This is a genomic window from Pandoraea pneumonica, assembly GCF_902459645.1.
Taxonomy (GTDB): domain Bacteria; phylum Pseudomonadota; class Gammaproteobacteria; order Burkholderiales; family Burkholderiaceae; genus Pandoraea; species Pandoraea pneumonica.
In genome coordinates, this window is the sequence record NZ_CABPSK010000005.1 from 52,454 (window position 1) to 70,308 (window position 17,855).

Below are 17,855 nucleotides of genomic sequence, written 5' to 3' on the forward strand. Positions count from 1 at the left end.
GCCATGTCCGACTACAAGCAAACGCCGTCGCAGACCGTCGGCCCGTACTTCGCTTATGGCCTCTCGCCCGAGCAGTATCTGTACGACTTCAAGAGCGCTTTTACGCCTGTGGCTGCCACGGACCGCGCCAAGGGCGAAGCGATCCGCCTGATCGGTCAGGTGATCGACGGCGCGGGTAACCCGATCAACGACGCGCTCATCGAAATCGTGCAGGCGGATGCGGACGGGCGTTATGTCCAGACGGCCGAGGACATCGAGCGCACCGGCTTTGCGGGCGCGGCGCGATGCGGCACTGGCACCGATGCCGAGAACCGTTTCGTGATCGAGACGATCAAGCCCGGCTCGACCGGCCCCGGTGAAGCACCGCGCATCGACGTGGTTCTCACGATGCGGGGCTTGCTCAATCACCTGTTTACGCGTATCTATTTCGACGATGAGGCAACTGCCAACGCGGCGGACCCAGTGTTGCAACAGGTACCGGCCGAGCGACGCCACACGCTGGTAGCACGCCGTGAAGTCATCGGCGGGCGTGTGACGTACCGGTTCGATATCCGTATGCAGGCGCATGGGGGCCAAGCGGAGACGGTCTTCCTCGACCTCTGACGTCGGCTGAAATTGGCGCGGCTTCGGGCTGCTGGCATGAAGATGCTGGCGGCCCGTCGCCGTATCTGCATTTTTGCAATGCAACAACCACCATCGACTCTCCGATGACGGAACTGCTTGACTCTTTGCTGCGCGGCGCTGCCGTGTCGGCGCGCTTCTCGCGCGACGCCACGTTGCAGGGCATGCTCGACTTCGAAGTGGCGCTCGCGCGCGCCGAAGCCGATACCGGCCTGATCCCGGCGTCAGCCGTCGCACCGATTGCTACCGCTGCACGTGCGGCCGATTTCGATTGGCCCGCCATGCGCGATGCGGCGGCCTGTGCCGGTAATCTCGCTATCCCTCTAGTCAAGCAACTGACGGCGCGCGTGAAAGCGCTCGACCCTGAAGCCGCACGCTTCGTGCACTGGGGGGCGACCAGTCAAGACGCCATCGACACCGGCCTCGTGCTGCAAGTGCGTGGCGCGCTCGACGACCTTGGCGGCGACCTCGATGGCCTGATCGCGCAATTTGCCGATCAGGTGCGCGCACACCGCGCGACGGTCATGATCGGGCGCACATGGCTGCAACACGCGCTGCCGATCACTTTTGGTTTGAAACTGGCAGGCATGCTCGACGCGCTGTTGCGCGCACGCGCCGACCTGCACGCGCTACGCGCACAAGTGCTGTGCGTGCAGTTCGGCGGTGCAGCAGGCACGCTGGCCTCGCTGGGCTCACAAGGTCCGGCAGTCAGCGCCGCACTCGCCAAGCACCTCGGCTTGTCTGACGCCGCGACGCCATGGCATGGTCAGCGCGATCGCATCGTGCGCGTGGGCAGTTGGGCCGCGTCGCTCACCGGTTTGCTGGGCAAGTTCGCCCGCGATACAGCGATGCTCACGCAAACGGAAGTGGGCGAGATCGGTGAAGCCTCCGGCCCGGGCCGCGGCGGCTCGTCGACGATGCCGCATAAACGTAACCCGGTGGGTTGCGCGGCGATTCTTGCTGCTGCGGCGCGCACGCCCCAACTCGCCGCCACGCTGTTCGGCGCGATGCAACAAGACCATGAGCGCGGGCTGGGCACGTGGCACGCCGAATGGGAGACGTTGCCCGAGCTGCTGATGTTGTGCGGTGGTGCGTTGGCGACGTCGCGCTCACTCATCGATGGCTGGACGGTCGATGCGGCGCGCATGCGTGCCAACGTCGACATCACGCACGGCTTGATCATGGCCGAAGCGGTCACGATGGCGTTGGGCGAATCGATGGGACGGCTCGAAGCGCATCGCCGCGTCGAAGCGCGTTGCCGCGACGCTGTGGCCCAGCAACGCGATTTGCTCGATGTTTTGCGCGAAGACGATGAGATCACGCGCGTGCTCTCCGATGAAGCCCTTGTGCGGCTCACGGACCCTCAACACTATCTGGGCGCTGCCGAGACGTTCGTGAGCCGCGTATTGGCGCTCGTAGACGCGGCAGCCCCCACTTCCTCTCAAGGCGGGAAATCCCAATGAACGATCAGGAACGTTACGACAACGGCATGCAGGTGCGCCGTGCCGTGCTGGGCGACGCACACGTCGATCGCACGCTCACGCGCCGCAACGAATTCAACGACGAGTTTCAGAACTTCATCACGCGCTTCGCATGGGGCGACATCTGGACGCGCCCGGGCCTCACGCGCCACATGCGCAGCATGATTACCCTCTCGCTGCTCATCGCACTCAATCGCGGCGACGAGTTTCGCATGCACGTGCGCGCCGCGTTCAACAACGGCGTGACGCGCGAAGAGATGAAAGAACTCTTCATGCACGCGGCGTTGTATTGCGGATTGCCCGCCGCGAACCAAGCCATTCACGATGCCGAGAAGGTGTTTGCGGAAATGGAAGCGGCTGAGCCGGGTTCGACCACGCGCCCGCGTGACGACGCACAAGGTTGAGGAGACGATTCGAATGACGGTAGAACGTCTGATCGACGTAGGCGATGCCACGCTGCGCGTGGCCATCGACGGTGCCGACCATGCACCGGCACTCGTGCTCTCGAACTCGCTGGGCACCACGTTGGAGATGTGGGCACCGCAAGTGAGCGCACTCGCACGCGACTTTCGTGTGATTCGCTACGACACGCGCGGTCATGGCGGGTCGTCGGTGACGCCGGGGCCTTACAACATCGCCCAGTTGGGACGCGACGTCGTGGCGCTGCTCGACGCGCTGGGTATTGCGCGCGCGAGCCTGGCTGGCGTCTCGATGGGCGGCATGACGGGTATGTGGCTCGGCATTCATGCGCCTGAGCGTTTGGATCGTTTGGCGATTGTCTGCTCGTCGGCGCACATCGGCGGTGAAGACGGCTGGAACACGCGCATTCGTGCGGTGCAGGCCGATGGCATGGGTGCGGTGACCGACGCGGTGGTGTCGCGCTGGTTCACGCCGTCCTATCCGCAACGCGAACCCGCCACGGTCGACGGCATGAAGGCCATGTTCCGGTCGCTCTCGCCGGAAGGCTACGCCGCCGCATGCGGCGCTGTGCGCGATATGAACCAGTTGGACGAGATCGCCGCCATCAAGGCACCGACGCTAGTCATTACCGGTTCGGAAGATATGGCGACGCCGCCCGCCATGTCGACGGCCATCGTCGAGCGCATTGCCGGGGCGCAGCAGGTCATCGTGCCGGGCGCGCATTTGTCGAACATCGAATGCGCGCAGGCGGTGACGACGGCGCTCTCGTCATTCCTGCGAGGCGCCGCAGCCTAAAGCGCTTGCGCGGCTTCGTCGCCCAGATGCTCGTGCTGGGCCGAGCGCCGGAAGGCTGATGGTGTGACGCCCACGTGTCGCTTGAAGACCCGGCAGAAGTACGCCGGGTCTTGAAAGCCGAGTTCGTAGGCGACGTGCGAGACCGGTGCGGGGATGTAAATGAGTTTGCGGCGGGCTTCGAGCATGAGCCGGTCTTGCACCAGATCGAACGCCGATTTGCCCGCGATACGGCGGCACAGCCGGTTGAGCTTGCTCTCCGTCACGTGAAGCTTTTCCGCATACGCGGGCACGCTCCATGCCTCGGTGTAGTGCGTTTCCACCAGTGCGCGAAAGCGTGCAAACAGATCGAGTTCGGTGCGCCCCGCGCGCGATGCGGAATCATGATGCGCGCGCAGGCGAGTGAGCAGCAGCAGAACGCTACGCGTGAGCCATCCGACCATTTCCGAATGCCCGAGTTGCGGGCGTGAAAACTCGTCCATGATCAGGCCCAGTAGCGTGTAGAGACGATCGCGCGTTTGCGGCGCGTCTGCCAGCGCGAAGAGCCACGGTTTGCGCAGCAGCGATTCGATATCGGCATCCACGCCGAACGCTGCATCGAAGGGCACGCTCTGTGCCATCGTCAACACAAAGCCATGCGCGCCGCGACTGAAGCGGAAGTTGTGCACGGCTGAGGGATGCACGGTGATGACCGCCGGGCCTTCCACTTCCCACGTCTCGTCATCGACGTTGGCTTCCACCGTGCCTTCGAAGATCGCGAGCACCTGAAACAGTCCCAGATGGCGATGCGTGCCGATGTGCCAGTCGTACAGGCGGCTGCGCGTCTCGATCCATTCGATATGGACAAAGTCGCCACTGTCGGTCTCATGCAACTCGCCGTAGAGCGAGAACTCCGGAATGGCCTCGCGCGTCGCGCGCGGCCGGGATGACGAGCCTGACATACTGGTTTTCCCTTGGGCGAAGTTGTCGGAAAAGTGCAAGAAACTCGTCGATTCATCCATTCAATGCGACGCGCGCGGTCCATAAGATATGACGCATTCGCCCCTCGTGACAAGGTATCTGCGCGTGTTTCGACATGCTCGTTTACACGCAGTCCGAAGTTGGTGCAATGCGTGAAGTGCAGCCAAGAAATACAACGTTCGCGCATGCTGTTTGTGTCAGGAGAGGGCGACGCAAATTTCAGGAGACAACCTTATGCGTACCCATTACCCCGTCGTTATCGTCGGCGCCGGCCCTGCCGGACTGCTGCTGTCCCATCTGCTGCACTTGCAAGGCATCGAATCGATCGTGCTCGAATCGCGCTCGCGCGAAGCCGTCGAATCGACCATTCGCGCCGGGGTGCTGGAGCAGGGCACGATGGATATCCTCAACGAGACGGGCGTGGGCGAGCGCATGCGCCGCGAAGGTGCGGTGCACCACGGTATCGAACTGGCGTTTGGCGGCGCGCGGCATCGCATCGCGCTCACCGAACTGACCGGGCGCGCGATCACGGTGTACGCGCAGCACGAGGTCATCAAAGATCTGATTGCGGCGCGCGAGGCGGTGCAGGGCGAGATTCTGTTCGATGTGTCCGACGTTTCGGTGCACGACGTCGACAGCGCGCAACCGAGCGTGCAGTTCGTGGTTGATGGGCAGACGCGACGTTTGACTTGCGATTTCATCGCGGGGTGCGATGGCTTCCATGGCGTGTGCCGCGAGGCAATTCCGTCGGACGTGCGCGAGGAGTACCAGCGCGTATATCCGTTCGGCTGGTTCGGTGTCCTGGTCGAAGCCCCGCCGTCGTCCGATGAATTGATCTACGCGGCGCACGAGCGCGGCTTTGCGCTCATCAGCACGCGCTCGCCGATGGTGCAGCGCATGTATTTCCAGTGCGACCCGTCGGAGCGGGCCGAAACGTGGAGCGACGAGCGCATTTGGCACGAACTTCACACGCGCACGGAAAGCGACGACGGTTGGCGGCTCAAGGAAGGGCGCATTTTCCAGAAGAATGTGGTCGCCATGCGCAGCTTCGTCGCGACGCCGATGCAGCACGGACGCCTTTTCCTCGCCGGTGACGCGGCGCACATCGTGCCGCCCACGGGCGCCAAGGGGATGAATCTGGCCGTAGCGGACGTGTGGCGTCTGGCTCGCGCGCTTGACGACTTCTACCACCGCGATACCGAAGACGCGCTCAAGGGTTATTCGGCGGCGGCGCTCAAGCGCATTTGGCGCGCGGAGCACTTCTCGTACTGGATGACGCGCATGCTGCATCGTCTGGACGACGCGTCGCCGTTCGAGCAGAAAATGCAGCGCGCCGAACTCGAGTACGTGGTGAGCTCGCGTGCGGCGTCGCTGACGCTGGCGGAAAACTACGTGGGGCTGCCGCTGGCCTGACGTCTGGCCGTGCTATAAGGTTCGCACCCCGGCCGACGCTGCCGGGGGCATAACCGCCCGTTATGGATGGTCTGACGAAAGATCATTTCGAGCGGTGGAGGAAAGACGTACAGTAGCGTCAAAATCGGGACAAACGCGCATGGCGCAGCCCGATCAAGAACGACGACATACGGAGCGCCAAAGCTCCGAGGAGACAGCTTCATGACCCAGACGCGCACGGTGGATGTGCCCGCCTACATCAACGCACAACGGTTTTCCGGCTATCAATGGCTGGTGCTGATTCTGTGTTTCTTCATCGTCGCTATCGACGGATTCGACACGGCAGCCATCGGCTACATTGCCCCTGCACTCGTGCAGGAGTGGGGCATCGATAAGGGCTCGCTCGGCCCGGTGCTCTCGGCGGCGCTGTTCGGCTTGGCAGGCGGCGCGATTTTCGCTGGCCCGCTCGCCGATCGGCTCGGGCGCAAGACGATGCTCGTGCTCTCGGTGGTGTTCTTCGGCGTGGCCAGTCTTGCGACGGCCTTCGCGCAGGATTTGACGACGCTCACCGTGCTGCGCTTTCTGACGGGGCTGGGCCTTGGCGCCGCGATGCCGAACGCCGTGACGTTGATCTCGGAATTTGCCCCCGCAGCGCGCCGCGCGGTGATTGTCAACACGATGTTCTGCGGGTTTCCGCTGGGGGCATCGGTCGGCGGTTTCGTCGCCTCGTGGCTGATTCCGACGTTCGGCTGGCATAGCGTGCTGGTGCTTGGTGGCGTGCTGCCGCTGTTACTCTCGGTGCTGTTGATCTTTCTGTTGCCCGAGTCGGTGAAGTATCTCGTGGTGCATCAGAAACCGGTAGAGCGCGTGCGTCGCATTCTGTCGCGGATTTCCGGCGAGTCGTTGGATGATGTGACGGCGTTCACGGTGATCGAAGCCGCACCGAAGCATGCCGCGTCGCCCATCGGTGTGGTGCTTTCGAAGCAATACGGCTTCGGTTCGGTGATGTTGTGGGTGACCTACTTCATGGGGCTGGTGATCTTCTACCTGCTCACGAGCTGGATGCCGATTCTGTTCAAGGACGCTGGCTTCACCGTGCAGCGCGCCGCGTTGATTACCGCACTGTTCCCGCTGGGCGGCGGTGTCGGCACGATTCTGTCGGGCTGGTTGATGGACAAATTCAACGCGCAAAAGGTGGTGGCGTTCGGCTACGCGCTGACGGCGGTGTTGGTCTATGCGGTGGGGCAGGCGATGGGCGACATCGGCATGCTGGTGACGCTGATCTTCCTCGCAGGCACGGCAATGAATGGCGCGCAATCGTCGATGCCGTCGCTTGCCGCGATGTTCTATCCGACCCACGGCCGGGCCACGGGCGTGGCGTGGATGCTAGGGATTGGTCGCTTCGGCGGTATTGCCGGGGCGTTGCTGGGCGCGGAACTGATGCGCCGTCATCTGGGCTTCTCGGCAACGTTCTCGTTGCTGGCGATTCCGGCCGTGATTGCAACGATCGCGTTGCTCGCCAAGAACGCATGGGAACGTGCTCGTGGCGATCAGGCGTCGCCGCAAGACGCCGCCGACGCGCGCAAATCGGCCGCGATGCACTGACAATCGATTGACCGTAGTTGTTGTATTGACGCGGCGCCTCGTGCGCCGCGTTTTTTATGGACGAGAGGAAATCGCCGTGTGGGTATTGCGGTGAACTTAGTTGTGTCGGCGTCCGAGATGAAGCATGCGCTCGCGCACTTGCTCTTCGGCGCGCCAATGCTCGGCCGGTTTGACGAGATCGCTGCGGCTGATGATGCCGATGAGTCGGCGCGATGTGGCATCCGCCACGACAGGCAGACGCTCCAAACCGTGGGCGGCAAAGCGCGCCGACACGATGCGGCCGGTTTCGCCGGGCAGGGCGACGAGCGGTGGATTCACACCATACAACTGGCCTAGCGTCTGCAAGCCATTGTCTTGTGCGCGCGTGAGCGCTTGACGGTCGACCATGCCCAGCACCGCATGCGTGGCGTCGGTGACGGGATAGGCGCGATGCCGCTGCTCCGCACCGAAGGCCTGCGCAGCGGCATCGTCGATGGACATCGCCGCCGACAGCGCGACTGGCTCGCGTGTCATCAATTCGCCGACGTGCAGCCGCTCAAGCGGATCGACGCCATATTCGCGATGAATATGACGCCCGCGCCGCGCAATCTTCTCGGTCATGATCGAGCGCGGCATGATCCAGATGGTCACGCCGTACGCCACGCCGCACGTGAGCAAGAGTGGCAGCAGCGCATTCACGTCGTGCGTGAGGCCGAGTGCAAAGACGATGGCCGTGAGCGGCGCGCCGAGCACGCCCGCAAGCGTGGCGGCCATGCAGATGAGCGCCCAGAGCGAGACGTCGCCGCCGGGCAGCACCGGGGCCAGCAACGTGCCGAGTCCGGCGCCGATCATCAGCAGCGGTGCTAACACCCCGCCCGACGTGCACGAGCCCAGCGCGATGGCCCAGATGATCGCCTTGACCAGCAGCAGCGCGAGCGCCGCGTGCATCGTGAAGTGCCCGGCGAGCAAGTCGGCGATCACGTCGTAACCGACGCCCAGTGCGCGCGGCTGCAAATAACCGCCGATACCCACGGCGAGGCCACCGATGGCGGGCCACCACATCCAATGCACCGGCAGCTTGTGAAACGCGTCTTCGATCGCGTAGAGCGCACGCGACATGCCCGCTGACAGCACGCCCGCGCAGACGCCGGCGATCACGCACGACACGAGCGCGATCGGCACCACGGGCGGTGTCGTCATCGGGAACAACGGCCCAGCTTCGAGCATCAAGGGCCGGGCAAAGCCTGCGACGGCACACGCCACGATGACCGGCAACAGACTGCGCGGACGCCATTCGAACAGTAGCAACTCGACGGCGAGCAAGACGGCAGCGACCGGCGTGCCGAAGACGGCGGTCATCCCGGCCGCCGCCCCGGCAACGAGCAGCGTCTTGCGCTCGGCGGCGCTCAAGTGAAACGCCTGCGCGATGAGCGAACCGACGGCACCGCCCGTCATGATGATCGGCCCTTCCGCACCGAAAGGCCCACCGCTGCCGATGACGATGCCCGACGACAGCGGTTTGAGTACGGCCACGCGCGGCGACATCTTGCTCTTGCCGAAGAGAATCGCTTCGATCGCTTCCGGAATGCCATGTCCGCGAATCTTGTCGCTGCCGAAGCGTGCCATTGCACCGACGATCAATCCACCGACCACAGGCAAGGCGATAACCGCCAGCCCCAACGTGTTATGTGCGGGGGAGTTCGGCGCGAAAGACAGCGTTTGATAGAAGAACAGGTTAGTGAAGCCCTGAATCAGATGCAGCAGCAACCACGCAGCAGGCACGCCGCAAAAGCCGATGAACGCCGCCAGCGCAATGAGTCGCGGCAGTCCGGGCGTTTGTGCGAAGTCGCGCGCGTGCGCGGGCGGGGCCATCGGTGAAGTCGAATCGGAGACGGAGGACATGAACAGGCCGTTGCTTACAGATGAACGCCACGAATGTGGAAGATGTCGGCGAACGTCGTCAGTTCGTTGCGGTGTTGTGCGGCGAGCTTGGCAAGGCACGCTTCGCCCGACGGCTGGAGGTGCACTTCGACGACGCGCCGGTCGCTTTCGTTTTGACGTCGTGTGACGAGCCCAGCCTTCTCGCAACGCGCCACCAGCGCGACCACGCTGTGATGCACGGCTTGCAGGCGCTCCGCTAATTCACTAATCGACGCCCAGTCGCGTCCCGGTATACCTTTCACGTGCAGCAGCAACAGGTACTGCTGCGGCGTGATGCCCCCTTCGCGCGCAGCCGTCTCGCTGAAGTTCAGAAACCGGCGCAGACGATAGCGAAATTCCGAGAGCGCCTCGAAGTCGCTCTTGTTCAGGGCGTCGGCCGTGATGGGAGCAGGGTCGTTGGCGGCAGGCGAAGTGGCGTGGGTCATGTTTTGAATGGGTTTGATTGGGTTTCGAATGGGTTCTGAATAGGTCGACAGTGATTAGTTACGAAGCATAGGCCCGAAAACGCAAAAATATATCACGATACGATATATTTTTTCGGGCTTAGGGATAGCCGGGGATGACAAAGCGGGGGTGGCGCGTGCAGAATCGCGAAAAAACGAGACTCAGTAGTGACTGGAACTCGATCCCCGCCGAGACGTCGCCAAATGTGGTGACGAGCGCCGTCCGAGCGGGCCGACCTCTGACAGGGAGGAGACATGGCTTCCACGGTCCGGCGCCACTGGCGTGCGGGTACGTTGTTGTTGCTTTCGGTGGCGTTGGGCTCGACGGTCGCCGCTTATCACTACGCCACTGGCTTCGAGCTGGGTGGCGGTGTCTTTCATCAAATTGGCTTCGGACGGGCCGACGCGGCGCCAGTGGCGCAGGCGCGCGGCGCGCCATCGTCCGCCTGCGAGGGCAGCGATTGCCCGCCTCGTGTGACGACCACTTCGCATTAACGCCCCGTCCTTAGGCGTATTAGCGTAGCCGCACTGCGTGCCAATGCGACGATGCCCGCGCGAGGCTGACCTCGCGCGGGCATCTCGACAGCCCCCCGTTGCGAGGTGCTGTCGCTATCAACGATGTCTTCTGCTGGATTCCGCTTAGAACACGTGACGCACGCCGATGGTCATGGCGCTTTGCGTGGCGTCGCGTCCCGGTGCACCGCCGGTCACGCCCGGGTTGTACATATTCCACGCCCGCAGGTTGGCGAAATACGAGTAGATGTCGGTGCGCTTGGACAGGAAGTAATCCACCCCGACGTTGAACTGGAGCAGGCGGCCGGTATCCGGAGCGCCGACGAACGAATAGCGCGAATGCAGCACCGCGCCGACCAGTTCAAGGTTCGGCAGCACCCAGTAGTTCACACCCACGTCGAACACATTGGTGGCGTTGTTGTTCGACCCTGCCGCCGCAAACGCACCCGAGCTTGCTGCGCTGGTGAAGTTGGTGGCGAACGGTGCCGAGGTGCCGCCAAAGCGTGCGAGCGGTTGCAGCGTGCGCGACCACGAGGCATAGATGCGCGCCTTATCCCACTTGTAGCTCGTGCCGACCATCCACGTACGGATACATACGTCGCCCGCATGCCCGTAAGCCGGATCGCAACCGGCGCCTGAGGTGGCACCCACGTCGCTCGACGAGTTGGTGGTAGCGGTGCCCGTGCCCAGACGCGATTGCCAATAGCCGAAACCGATGCCGAAGCCGCCGTATTTGTAGTTGGCGCCGAAGCCAAGCGATTGGCCGGTCGACATCGAGCCCGGCGTGCCACCGAAGCCGTAGGTCGCGTTAGCGGTCAGGCCGCGAAAGTCGGGCGTGTCGTAGCGAACCGAGTTGTTCGAGCGGTTGCCGCCAACCCGGTCGAGGTTGTTATCGTGCACGCCGTTGATGAACGTGCCGAAGTTGTAGACGCTCGAATACCACGTAGCGATTTCGTCGATGTAGTCCTTGCGGCGGCCCAACTGCACCGTACCGTACGGGCTGGACAGGCCGACGACCGACGTGCGTCCGAGCGGCAGGTTGCCTTGCCCGGCCGTACCGTTGGCGACCGAGAAGCCCCCCTCGAGGATGAACAGGGCTTTCATGCCGCCGCCCAGATCTTCCGTCCCCTTCATGCCCCAACGCGATTGCTGAAGGTCGCCGCTATCCACGCTGAACCGGTTGCCGGTCGCCGTGCCGCTCGGACCAGCGACTTTGCTGACGTAGGTGACCCCGCTGTCGAGCAAGCCATAGATCGTCACGTTCGATTGCGCGAGCGCCGATGTGCTCAATACCGCCGTGCCCAAGCCCAGAACTGCCAAGCGTGCGATTGGCCATGCCTTGTGTTTCATATCCCCCCTCCGGGTGTTTTTGAGTGATTTGCTCGAATGTTTTAATGATTAAAACAACGTTTTGAAAATTATCAATTCGAGAGGGCAAAGTCGTCAACGGGGGAGAAAAAATCCTGACGTAGAGATGGCACTGATCGGCCGTCTGTGCCATTTCAATGATTGAAACACTGGAAACAAAGCCTTTGGCAGCACGCTTGTCGCGTGTTCTCCTCTGGCTGCCGGAGAAAAAGGTAATCGAGGGAGCTTGACCGGCCAAATTTTTTGAGGCTTAATTTTTAATACACTGTTTTAATAAATAAAACACAGACACATCTGAGCGATTCGGGCCGGTTGTTTCCGGTCACAAAGTGGCGGTCAAGACGTTGGAAAAATTTTTGATGGTGACGCAAGAAAACAACAACGCAGCTTCCGAGCGCGCGTCGGTGGATCGTGCCGTGCGCGACGGGGCCTGTTTCGTGACGCGTGCTCAGGGGGCGACGCTGCCGATCGTGTTCGATTCGCCGCACAGCGGTATCGAGATGCCGGATGACTTTGGCACAGTGGCGCCGCACGAAGCGCTGCTCTCCGGCTGGGACGCGTTTGTCGACGAACTGTGGGCGTGTGTTCCGCGTCATGGCGGCACGTTGATCGGCGCGAAATTTCCGCGCACGTATATCGACGCCAATCGCGCCGCGACCGATATCGATGCCGACATGCTCGATGCGCCGTGGCCGGGCCGCATTGCACCGGAGAAGTATTCGGCGCGCGGTATGGGGTTGCTGCGCCGTTACGCGTTGCCAGGTATGCCCATGTACGACCGCAAGCTGACGGTGGCCGAAGTGCAGCATCGTCTCGACGCGTACTACCTGCCGTATCGGGCGGCGTTGTCCGACGCGGCGGAAGCGGCCGTCGCACAGCATGGTGCGCTGTGGCACGTCGACTGCCATTCGATGAAGTCGCGCGGCAATGCGATGAATGTCGACGAGGGCGAGCAGCGTCCTGACATGGTCGTGAGCGATCGACTCGGCACCACCGCCGACCCAGCGTTCACGGCATGGGTGGCCGAGGCGCTGCGCGGGCTCGGCTATCGCGTGCAGGTCAATACGCCGTATCAGGGTGGCGACCTGCTCACCGCCGTGAGCGATCCGGCGAAACGTCGCTCCAGCTTGCAAATCGAGATCAACCGGGCGCTGTACATGGACGAAGCGCGCTTTGTGAAGCACGCGGGATTTGATACGCTCGGGCGCAATCTGGAAACGTTCACTGCTGCGCTGGCCCGTTGGGTGCAGGCGCAGCTAAGCCCGAAGGAAATCTCATGAACTACATCGTCGATTCCGTCGACAGCGCACTCAAGCTGCTCTCGCTGGTGGCCGAGCACCCAGGGCTGGGGGTGACCGAGTTGTCGAACCGTCTGGGTATCAACAAGTCGCGCACGTATCGCATGCTGTGCACGCTGGAGCACAACCGCTTCGTGTTGCAGGACGAGCGCACCACGACGTATGCGCTCGGGCCGCAGGCGTTTGTGATCGGGGTGGCGGCGTCGCAGCAGAACATTCTCGTGCGTGCCGCGCAGAAGTCGATGCTCGTGCTCAATCAGGCGATCAACGAGACGATCGTGCTGCGCGTGCGCGAAGGGCTCGAGACGGTGTGCGTCGCGCGTTGCGAGACCACGCACCAAGTGCGCTCGGTGGGTGCGGTGGGTAACCGCCGTTCGCTCAGTTCGGGGGCGTCGGGCAAGTTGCTGCTGGCGTTTGCGCAGGACGCGATTCGCAACGAGTTTTTCGCTCGCATGAAGCATTTGCCTGCGGCGGCCGAGCCGATGGCGTTCGCCGAAGAGCTGGCGGCCGTCACGCGCAAGGGCTATGCGATGAGTGCTGGCGAAGTGACGAGCGGTGCGGTGGCGATTGCCGTGCCGGTGCGCGATGTGTCGGGCGAAGTCGTCGCGGCCATCTCGATCTCGGGGCCGGAAGCCCGTATTAGCCGTATCGAAATTCCCGATTATCTGGAGCGTCTGCAAGCGTGCAGCCGCGAAATTTCGGCAGAACTCGGATACGTCGGCGCTCCTGGCGCCGAAGCATCCAACGTCGCACCGCCCGCGAACCGGGTGGCGTAGCGCACCCGATGGCCCGCTAGCCCCGTGAGAGGGCGCGGGCAGGGCGCAGCGCGACGTCATTTCACAAACACAACGAGACAATAGGCAGAACTTCCATGACAGCGCTTGCGCCGACGCCCGTCGACGGGCATTCCCATTCCGCTTCGCTTCCCGCGTCGGCACCGGGCCACACGAGCGAGCCTGCCGATGCTGGCCGCGGCGAGGGCACTTCAGGCCGCGAAGAAAAACCGCACGGCAAGATGCTGCACCCCGTGGTGATGATGCTCTGGGTGTTGATCATGGCCGTGGCGATGACGTGGTGGGTCGATGCGGGCCGCTTCGAGCGCGCGGGCAAGCTGGTTGTGCCGGGCACGTATCAGGTGGTGCCGAAGACGCACGATGTCAGCATGCTCGTCGCGCCCAAGGCCACCCACAGCACACCGGAACAGGCGCAGCCGGCCAACGTGGTGTCGGCGTTTCTCGCCGTGCCGCAGGGCTTGGTGAAGAACGCGCCGCTCATCTTCATGGTGATGTTCGTGGGCGGCATGTTCGGCGTGATGCGCAAGACCGGTGCCATCGATGCCGGTATCGACCGGCTGCTGCAACTGACCTCCGGCAACATGTACGTGCTGGCGCCGCTGCTGATGGTGTTGATCGCGCTGGGCAGCACGTTGCTCGGTTTCATTTCGGAATACCTCGTGGTCATTCCGATGGTGATGGTGCTCACGCGCCGCTTGGGGCTGTCGAATCTGTTTGCCGTGGCGCTGGTGGCGATTGCCGCAAAGATCGGCTACATCGCATCGGTGACCAATCCGCTGGCGTTGGCAGTGGCGCAGCCGCTGGTGGGGTTGCCGTTGTTCTCCGGGCTGGGTCTGCGTGTGGCCATTTTCGTCGTATTTCTTGCGCTGGGGATCGCGTATTTCCTGTGGCACGTGTATCGCAGCGACTATCGGCTCGCGGACGCCCGTGCGCATATGCAGGAAGTGGCGCATCTGCACGCGCGGCTCTCGGGGCGGCATAAGGCCACGTTGCTCGTGCTAGCGGTCGCGGCGGCCATGCTGGTGTATGGCACGCGTGAATTGAAGTGGGGCAATCTGGAGTTGTCGGCGTTCTATGTGCTGACGAGTCTGGTCACGGCGGTGGTGGGGCGGCTCGATTCACGCACGGCGGCCGATGCGTTCGTCGAGGGCCTCAAGGGCATGATGCTCGCGGGATTGTTGATCGGTTTGGCGGCGTCCGTCGAAATCATTCTGCACGGCAGCTACGTGCTCGACACGCTCATCAACGACTTCACGCAGATGGTGCGCGGGCAGTCGGCTGTCGCCGTGGCCAATGGTTTGATGGGCGTGCAGATGGCGTTGGACGTGTTTATTCCGTCGGTGTCGGGCAAAGCTGCCGTGAGCATGCCGATCATCGGGCCGATTGCGCAACTCTCGGGGGTGAGCCCCCAGACGTCGGTGCTGGCGTTCCTGCTGGGTGGCGGCTTGACCAACATGATCACGCCGACATCGGGGATGTTGCTGGCCTACTTGGCAACGGCGCGCGTCGGTTTCGGCCAGTGGCTGAAGTTCATCTTGCCGCTGTTCTTCGTGCTGCTGATTCTCTCGGGCGGGGCGCTCGCCTTTGCGGTGCTTAGCGGGTATTGAGTGCGGTAACTGGCACTTAAGCCAATGCGTTGAAATCAATCAATGCCACGGGAATGGCGCGAATCTTCGGACCGAAGCTTCCGATATCCGACAGCGTGGCATTGTGATGTTCACGAATCTGCGCGGCCTTGGCGTGGGGTTTGTCGTGCGTGGTATGGGCGTCGGCGGCAATCGTCACCGGGTAACCCAGCGCGGCGGCTCTGCGCACCGTAGTGTCGACGCAGAACTCGCTTGCATAGCCGCACACCACAACATGCTTCACGCCAAGCGAAGTGAGCAGCGATTCGAGCTCCGTCCCCAGAAATGAATCCGGCGTGCGCTTCCCAACGCGGAAGTCACCCGCACCCGCTTGCAGTTCTTTCGCCAATTCCCATGGCGATGAATCTCTCACCAAACCCCGATTGTCCTCGTGCTGAATCAGCACGACGGGCACCCCGCCGCGGCGCGCATTTTCCATCAGTGCATTGATGTTCTCGGTGGTGCGTTCAACGTCACCGGGGCGCGGTTCGTCGTCGATCAACCCGCGCTGAAAATCGATCACAAGCAATGCTGAGGTCATGGCCGTCTCCGTGGAAAGAGACATTCTAGTCCGCAGAAGGCAACTCGCCGGACGCGCTCGTGCGCAAGGTAATATCGCGCGATGGACTCCCTGATTGCTGCCTCCGCCCGGGCACTGGCCGCCGGTGACCCGTTGGGTGCCTTGCAGCGCGTTGCGCTGCGAGACGACCCGCCTGCGCTCGCGCTGCGCGGTATCGCCATGGCGCAGCTTGGCGAGTACCCCCGCGCGCGCGAGTTGCTCAAACGTGCCGCCCGGCGTTTCGGTGCGAATGAAGCCATGGCACGCGCGCGTTGCATCGTCGCCGATGCGGAAATCGCACTCGCCATGCGCGACTTCAGCGGATCGCTGCGCGCACTGCAATCTGCCGCCATCACGCTCGATGCCCACGCCGATGCCGCCAACGCCATGCTCGCGCGGTTGGTGATGGCTCGCCGTCTGCTGCTGCTCGGCCGTCTCGATGCGGCCGCGCAAGCGTTGCACGACATCGCCGTGCAAAGTGCCCCCGTCCCCGCACGTCTCGTTGCCGTTTTCGAACTGATTGCGGCGGAATTCGCCTTGCGGGCACTGCGTATCGACGACGCGCACGCCGCCATGGCCCGCGCGCAAACGGCCGCCGATGCCGCCAACGTGCCAGCGCTAACCGCCGAACTCGCGCAAGTGCGCACGGTGTTGTCGCGGCCGGTCGCACGACTGTGGCATCCCAATGCCGAGCAGGTCATGCACTTGGACGTGCATTTGAACGATTTGGCCCGTGTACTCAATTCGGGAGCGCTGGTGGTCGACGCCTGCCGCCGTGGCGTGAGCGCCGGTAACACGTGGCGTCCGTTGGCACGTCGTCCGGTGCTGTTCTCGTTGATTCGTTGTCTGGCACAGGCGTGGCCTGCCGATGTGGCCCGCGAAACCCTGATCGCAGAAGCCTTCGGACTGCGGCGTGCCAATCAGATCGATGAGACTCACCGCGCTCGCCTGCGCGTAGAAATCGGCCGCTTGCGCGCACTGCTCAAAGGCGTGGCCTCGATTGACGCGACGCCGCGCGGCTTCGTCTTGCGAAGCGCCGACGAGCGCAACGTCTGCGTGCTGGTGCCGCCTATCGACGATGAATTTGCTTCGGTGATCGCGTTGCTCTCCGATGGGGCTGCGTGGTCGACATCGGCCATCGCGCTTGCCCTCGACGCCAGTCAACGCACTGTGCAGCGTGCGTTGTCGGCGCTGCACGACGAAGGAAAGGTGCGCGCCATCGGGCAGGCCCGGGCGCGGCGCTGGGTGGCGCCGCCGCTGACCGAATTCACGACGATATTGTTACTCCCTGCTGCGTGGTCGTTTAGCTAAAGTGATTTCACACCCTGGGGCCCCGGGCATGTGAACCGACAACTGGAGTTGACTATGACGAGCAAACCCCTGCAACGCAGCCGCAGCGAATCCGTGACCGCGGCCGATATTTTGTGCGAATACGGGCCGTTTAACGGCGCAGATCGCATCAACGGTGTGACCTTCGACGGCGAATCGGTCTGGGCATCCACCGGCCCGCATCTGGTCGCCTTCGACCCGGCCAACGGAAAAATCCGCCGCACACTCGACACACCGGGCGACGCGGGCACCGCGTTCGACGGCAAACATATCTATCAGATCGCCGAGACGCGCATCGACAAGATCGATCCCAAGACAGGCAAGGTCGTGCACACGATTCCCGCGCCAGACAGCGGCAGCAGTTCCGGGCTGACGTGGGCGGAAGGGCACCTGTGGGTCGGGCAGTACCGCGACCGCAAGATTCTGCAACTCGACCCCGAGACCGGACGCGTGCTGCGCAGCATCGAGTCGGATCGCTTCGTCACCGGCATCACGTGGGCGAACGACGAACTGTGGCACGGCACCTGGGAGAACGATGAGAGCGAACTGCGCCACGTCGACCCGGTCAGCGGCGAAGTGCTCGCCCGAGTAGTCATGCCCGAAGGCATCGGCGTGAGCGGCCTCGAATACAACGGAATCGACCGCTTCTTCTGCGGCGGCGGCATGAGCGGCAAAGTGCGCGCTGTGCGGTATCCGAAGGGCTAAGGCAGGACTGACTTGGGACGAAGGTGGGCG

General features: G+C 63.3%; 17 protein-coding genes. 12 read left to right on the plus strand and 5 right to left on the minus strand.

Annotation, left to right across the window (positions count from 1 at the left end):
- Positions 1-3 precede the first annotated feature (3 nt).
- From pcaG to pcaD, 4 genes are all read left to right on the plus strand, one after another.
- On the plus strand, positions 4-603 hold the full coding sequence (pcaG, locus tag PPN31114_RS22740; protein WP_150681810.1) for a protocatechuate 3,4-dioxygenase subunit alpha: 600 nt from the start codon (positions 4-6) through the stop codon (positions 601-603).
- Positions 604-707: 104 nt separating this feature from the next.
- Positions 708-2,084, plus strand: coding sequence for a 3-carboxy-cis,cis-muconate cycloisomerase (locus PPN31114_RS22745; protein ID WP_150681811.1), 1,377 nt, complete (start codon positions 708-710; stop codon positions 2,082-2,084).
- Positions 2,081-2,506: a 4-carboxymuconolactone decarboxylase gene (gene pcaC / locus PPN31114_RS22750; protein WP_150681812.1), complete on the plus strand. Its 426-nt coding sequence runs from the start codon at positions 2,081-2,083 to the stop codon at positions 2,504-2,506. The genes PPN31114_RS22745 and pcaC overlap by 4 nt, the downstream gene beginning before the upstream one ends.
- Before the next feature lie 13 nt (positions 2,507-2,519).
- Positions 2,520-3,317, plus strand: a complete 798-nt coding sequence (gene pcaD / locus PPN31114_RS22755; RefSeq protein ID WP_150681813.1) for a 3-oxoadipate enol-lactonase — start codon at positions 2,520-2,522, stop codon at positions 3,315-3,317.
- Here pcaD and PPN31114_RS22760 read toward each other — a convergent pair.
- Complete coding sequence (locus PPN31114_RS22760) at positions 3,314-4,255, minus strand: helix-turn-helix domain-containing protein (protein WP_174988391.1); 942 nt, start codon at positions 4,253-4,255, stop codon at positions 3,314-3,316. The genes pcaD and PPN31114_RS22760 overlap by 4 nt on opposite strands.
- Before the next feature lie 253 nt (positions 4,256-4,508).
- Between PPN31114_RS22760 and pobA the strand changes: the two genes are divergently transcribed.
- Positions 4,509-5,687 (plus strand): 4-hydroxybenzoate 3-monooxygenase, encoded by a 1,179-nt coding sequence (gene pobA, locus PPN31114_RS22765; RefSeq protein WP_150681815.1) that lies wholly within the window; start codon positions 4,509-4,511, stop codon positions 5,685-5,687.
- A gap of 201 nt (positions 5,688-5,888) precedes the next feature.
- Positions 5,889-7,271, plus strand: a complete 1,383-nt coding sequence (locus PPN31114_RS22770; RefSeq protein ID WP_150681816.1) for an MFS transporter — start codon at positions 5,889-5,891, stop codon at positions 7,269-7,271.
- A gap of 96 nt (positions 7,272-7,367) precedes the next feature.
- Here PPN31114_RS22770 and PPN31114_RS22775 read toward each other — a convergent pair whose 3' ends face one another.
- Together PPN31114_RS22775 and PPN31114_RS22780 are read right to left on the minus strand one after the other, a co-directional pair.
- Entirely contained in the window at positions 7,368-9,122 is a 1,755-nt protein-coding gene (locus tag PPN31114_RS22775; RefSeq protein WP_150681974.1) for a chloride channel protein, read from the minus strand.
- Between the two features lie 44 nt (positions 9,123-9,166).
- Complete coding sequence (locus PPN31114_RS22780; RefSeq protein WP_150681817.1) at positions 9,167-9,616, minus strand: MarR family winged helix-turn-helix transcriptional regulator; 450 nt, start codon at positions 9,614-9,616, stop codon at positions 9,167-9,169.
- Between the two features lie 273 nt (positions 9,617-9,889).
- On the opposite strand from PPN31114_RS22780, the gene PPN31114_RS22785 reads away from it, so the two are divergent.
- On the plus strand, positions 9,890-10,129 hold the full coding sequence (locus PPN31114_RS22785) for a hypothetical protein (RefSeq protein WP_150681818.1): 240 nt from the start codon (positions 9,890-9,892) through the stop codon (positions 10,127-10,129).
- Between the two features lie 144 nt (positions 10,130-10,273).
- Here PPN31114_RS22785 and PPN31114_RS22790 read toward each other — a convergent pair whose 3' ends face one another.
- Positions 10,274-11,497 (minus strand): porin, encoded by a 1,224-nt coding sequence (locus PPN31114_RS22790; RefSeq protein ID WP_150681819.1) that lies wholly within the window; start codon positions 11,495-11,497, stop codon positions 10,274-10,276.
- A 377-nt stretch (positions 11,498-11,874) separates the two neighbouring features.
- Between PPN31114_RS22790 and PPN31114_RS22795 the strand changes: the two genes are divergently transcribed.
- From PPN31114_RS22795 to PPN31114_RS22805, 3 genes are all read left to right on the plus strand, one after another.
- Positions 11,875-12,795 (plus strand): N-formylglutamate amidohydrolase, encoded by a 921-nt coding sequence (locus tag PPN31114_RS22795; protein WP_150681820.1) that lies wholly within the window; start codon positions 11,875-11,877, stop codon positions 12,793-12,795.
- On the plus strand, positions 12,792-13,589 hold the full coding sequence (locus tag PPN31114_RS22800) for an IclR family transcriptional regulator (protein WP_150681821.1): 798 nt from the start codon (positions 12,792-12,794) through the stop codon (positions 13,587-13,589). The genes PPN31114_RS22795 and PPN31114_RS22800 overlap by 4 nt, the downstream gene beginning before the upstream one ends.
- Before the next feature lie 95 nt (positions 13,590-13,684).
- On the plus strand, positions 13,685-15,214 hold the full coding sequence (locus PPN31114_RS22805) for a YfcC family protein (RefSeq protein ID WP_150681822.1): 1,530 nt from the start codon (positions 13,685-13,687) through the stop codon (positions 15,212-15,214).
- Positions 15,215-15,230: 16 nt separating this feature from the next.
- On the opposite strand, the gene PPN31114_RS22810 is transcribed toward PPN31114_RS22805, so the two are convergent.
- Entirely contained in the window at positions 15,231-15,773 is a 543-nt protein-coding gene (locus PPN31114_RS22810) for a cysteine hydrolase family protein (protein WP_150681823.1), read from the minus strand.
- Between the two features lie 81 nt (positions 15,774-15,854).
- On the opposite strand from PPN31114_RS22810, the gene PPN31114_RS22815 reads away from it, so the two are divergent.
- Positions 15,855-17,102: a helix-turn-helix domain-containing protein gene (locus PPN31114_RS22815; RefSeq protein ID WP_150681824.1), complete on the plus strand. Its 1,248-nt coding sequence runs from the start codon at positions 15,855-15,857 to the stop codon at positions 17,100-17,102.
- 54 nt (positions 17,103-17,156) lie between these two features.
- Complete coding sequence (locus PPN31114_RS22820) at positions 17,157-17,825, plus strand: outer membrane protein assembly factor BamB family protein (protein WP_150681825.1); 669 nt, start codon at positions 17,157-17,159, stop codon at positions 17,823-17,825.
- Positions 17,826-17,855: the final 30 nt, after the last annotated feature.